The organism is Acidobacteriota bacterium (genome assembly GCA_003696075.1).
In the GTDB taxonomy this organism is placed as follows: Bacteria; Acidobacteriota; Polarisedimenticolia; order J045; family J045; genus J045.
The window spans coordinates 1-3670 of record RFHH01000173.1; the positions used below are offsets into that span (position 1 = coordinate 1).

Annotated in this window: 4 protein-coding genes; 3 read left to right on the top strand and 1 reads right to left on the bottom strand. The window is 73.1% G+C overall.

Translation table 11 applies throughout. The features are described 5' to 3' along the window. Window positions 1-268: 268 nt before the first annotated feature. The gene (locus D6718_11555) at window positions 269-841 is read right to left on the bottom strand and encodes a hypothetical protein (GenBank protein RMG43694.1); all 573 of its coding nucleotides are present in this window, start codon (window positions 839-841) and stop codon (window positions 269-271) included. A 169-nt stretch (window positions 842-1010) separates the two neighbouring features. Here D6718_11555 and D6718_11560 point away from each other — a divergent pair, with 169 nt between their 5' ends. From D6718_11560 to D6718_11570, 3 genes are all read left to right on the top strand, one after another. After that, window positions 1011-1637: a hypothetical protein gene (locus D6718_11560; protein RMG43695.1), complete on the top strand. Its 627-nt coding sequence runs from the start codon at window positions 1011-1013 to the stop codon at window positions 1635-1637. Window positions 1638-1647: 10 nt separating this feature from the next. Next, window positions 1648-2799 carry an alanine dehydrogenase gene (locus D6718_11565; GenBank protein ID RMG43696.1) on the top strand — a complete coding sequence of 384 codons (1152 nt, stop codon included), beginning with the start codon at window positions 1648-1650 and terminating at the stop codon, window positions 2797-2799. 17 nt (window positions 2800-2816) lie between these two features. After that, on the top strand, window positions 2817-3670 hold an 854-nt coding region (locus D6718_11570), incomplete at its 3' end, for a 4-hydroxybutyrate CoA-transferase (protein RMG43697.1).

A 3670-nucleotide genomic window follows, 5' to 3' on the forward strand; every position in this document is an offset into this window, starting at 1 on the left:
CCGAAGTCGTTGGGAGATCGAAGGATCCGGCCTCGAACGGATCGAGGCCCTGCGATCGGGCCGAAGCGTCCGTTTCTCGCCAAGTTGCGCGGCGTTTTGCACCATCGAGGAAGCACCTCCCGACATCCGAACGATCGGCCGCGTGGATGCGCGAGCGCACCGTCGGGGATGGACGTCCGGCCGCTCCCGGATCCTGTCGGGGATCCGGCCCCGAGAAGGCTCCCGCGGAAAGCCCGGTGCCGGGCGGGCTGGAAGGCGCCACCTGGCGCTAATCGAGGCGCGGGCCGCGCGGGACCCACGGCGGAGAGACGACGATCCAGACCTGCCGGGGCGTCGCGCCCTCTTCCTCCCCGGCGAGGGGCCGGAAGTCGGGCACGGGGCGGCCTCGGGGTCCGGGCACGGCACGCCAGCGCCGCATCAGGAGACGCCACGAGGCGCCGGGTCCCGGTGTCTCGCCGAGCCGGCCGAGCGGGGCCACCTCGACCACCAGCCGCGCCCCCGGGCCCTCGGCGCCCGCAGCCCGCAGCCGGACGTACCAGATCGGAAACCTCCGGCACTCCAGCGACACCACCTCCACCCGCTCGAGCGGGGGAGGCAGGTACAGACCGGCCAGCTCCTCCGGCCGGGGCTCGCGGACGACCGGCCCCTCGGGCGTCGCTTCCTCCACCGCCAGCAGGCTGACCGGCGGCTCGGCCCGGCCGGGGCCGAGGGCCCGGAGGACCAGCTCCTCGACCGCCTCGCGGGGGGGCGGCTCGAGCCCCTCGCCGCCGGAGCAGCCGGGGCCGAGCGCCGCCGCGGCCGCGAGCGCCGCCCACCACCACCGCGGATCGGAAACGGCCATCGCGTCGTCCTCCCCCCGCCCGCGCTGCGGCCCGGACGCCGCGGCCGCCCGCGGGGCGCGATGACAGGCGGGGGCGGTTCGGTCATAATGCCCGCCTTTGCGCCCGAAAGGCCAGCCCGGCGTGGGGCGATCCGCAAGGGCGCGGTGCGGCGGTTGCTGGGAGAAGGCGATGCGAAGAATCCGGTGGACGCTGTTGGTGGCGCTGGCGGCGCTCGCCGCGCCGGCGCTGGCGCAGGAGGACGCCGAGGCGACCGACGCGGACTTCACGTTCGCGTGGGGGCTGTCGGCCGGTCAGGTCTCGGGAGGCCGCGTCTCGAAGATGCTCTTCGACGGCGTCCCGCCGCGCATCGACGACACCCGGATGCTCCACGGCCTGTTCGACATCGTCATCGCGCCGCGGCTCGACTTCGAGATGCGGTTCGGCTTCGGCCAGACGGACATGCTGGACACGCCGAACGGCAAGATCGACACCCGGTTGTTCATCTTCGATGCCGGTCTCGTTCCGCACTGGTCGTGGGGACGGTTCGGCTTCGGGGTCCCGCTCGGGCTCGGGTGGGCGGTGACCCAGACCGACAAGAACCTCGCCGACACGATCCCCGGCCGCTCGTTCGACCTGTCGCTGCGCCAGGGAAGCGGCGCGACCATGTTCCTCGGACTGCGGGGTACGCTGAAGGTGGGCGAGAAGTGGGTGCTGTTCGGTGACCTCCGCGCCCGGCGGTTCCACCGGCTGGTGAACGTCACCGAGCGCACCGTGAAATCGACCGAGGTCACGTTCGGGTTCCTGCGCTACTTCTGAGCCGGGAGCGGTGGCCCGCCCGCGCCCGGCCGGCGGAGTCGGTAAGGTGCGGATCGGCGTCCCGCGCGAGACGCGTCACGACGAGCACCGGGTCGGCCTGACCCCCTTCGGAGCCGGCCGGCTGGTCGAGCTGGGCCACGACGTGCTCGTCGAGAGCGGTGCCGGCCGCGACAGCCACTTCTCCGACGAGGACTACGCCGCGCGGGGGGCGCGGATCGTCCACACCGCCGACGAGGTCTACCTCGGGACGGACCTCGTCTGCCAGGTGGGACCGCTCTCCGCCGAGGAGATCGACCGGCTGCGTCCCGAGGGGACGATCTGCGGCTTTCTCCACCTGGCCCTCGCCGGCCCCGAGCTGGTCGAGGCGGTCGAGGCGCGCGAGGTCTCCCTCGTCGGCTACGAGCTGCTCCAGACCGACGACGGCCGGAGGCCGCTGCTCGAGGCGCTCAGCGAGCTGGGCGGGCAGCTCGCCGTGCACACCGCCGCACAGCTCCTCACCCGCACCGCGGGCGGCCGGGGGCTCCTGCTCGGCGGCGTGCCGGGCATCCCTCCCGCCACGGTCGTCGTGCTGGGTGCGGGAACCGCCGGGCGGGCCACGGCGCGCCTCGCACTCGCGGCCGGAGCGCACGTGATCGTCATGGACGAGCGGCTGGATGCCCTCCGGAGGACGATGCAGGAGGTGTCGCGCGACGTCGTCACGGCGGTGCCGAGCGCCCGGAACATCGAGCGCTTCTGCGCCATCGCCGACGTGCTCGTGGGAGCCGTCGCGGTGCCGGGGGGCCGGTCGCCCTACGTCGTTCCGGAGCCGATCGTGCGCCGCATGAAGCCCGGCAGCGTGATCATCGACCTGGCGATCGACCAGGGGGGCTGCGTGGAGACCAGCCGCCCGACGACGCTGCGCGAGCCGACCTACGAGCTGCACGGGGTCATCCACCACTGCGTGCCGAATCTGACCGCCAACGTGCCGCGGACCGCCTCCCGGGCCCTCACGATCGCCGCGCTGCCCTGGATCTCCACGCTGGCGGAGCGCGGCCTCGAGGGCGCTCTCGGCGAGCACGCCGCCCTCCGGCGCTCGCTGTACACCTACCGCGGGAAGCTGGTGAACCGGAGGGCGGCCGAGGCTCTCGGGCGGCCGTGGCAGCCGATCGATCGGCTCCTGTGAGGCGGGCCGTGTCCTGGATCGACGAGTACCGGAAGAAGCGGTGCACCGCGGCGGAGGCGGTCAGGCTGATCGGCAGCGGCCAGCGCGTCTACTACAGCAGCAACGCCGCCACGCCCGGGGCGCTGATCCGCGCCCTGGCCGAGCGGAAGGACGAGCTCGAGAACGTCGAGGCGTGCCATCTGCTGCAGCTCGGCGAGGATCCCCTCAGCCGGCCGGAGATGGAGGGGCATTTCCGGCACAACGCCCTGTTCGTGGGACCCTCGGATCGCGACGCCGTGAACGAGGGGCGAGCCGACTACACGCCCGTGCACCTGCACCACATCCCGCGGCTGCTGCGCTCCGGCCGGCTCCCGCTCGACGTGGTGATGCTGATGGCGAGCCCCCCCGACGAGCACGGCTTCATGAGCTTCGGCGTCGAGGCGCTCGCCATGCGAGCCGCCTGCGAGGTGGCGCGGAAGGTCATCGTCCAGGTCAACCGGCGGATGCCCCGAGTCCTCGGCGACGCCTTCATCCACGTCCAGCGCGTCGACGCCATCGTCGAGCACGACGAGCCGCTGCCGGAGCTGACGCCGCGGCCGTACACCGACGTCGAGGACCGGATCGCCCGTCGGGTGCGGGAACTGATCGACGACGGCGCCACCCTCCAGATGGGGATCGGCGGCATCCCGGACGCCGTCTGGAAGCGCCTCGACGGGCTGCGCGACCTGGGGATCCACACCGAGCTGATCTCGGACGGGGCGATGCACGCGATCGAGCGGGGGATCGTGACCGGGGCCCGCAAATCGCTGCACCCCGGCAAGGCGGTGATCACGATCGCGCTCGGCACCGAGGCGCTCTACCGGTTCATCGACAACAACCCGTTCATCGAGGC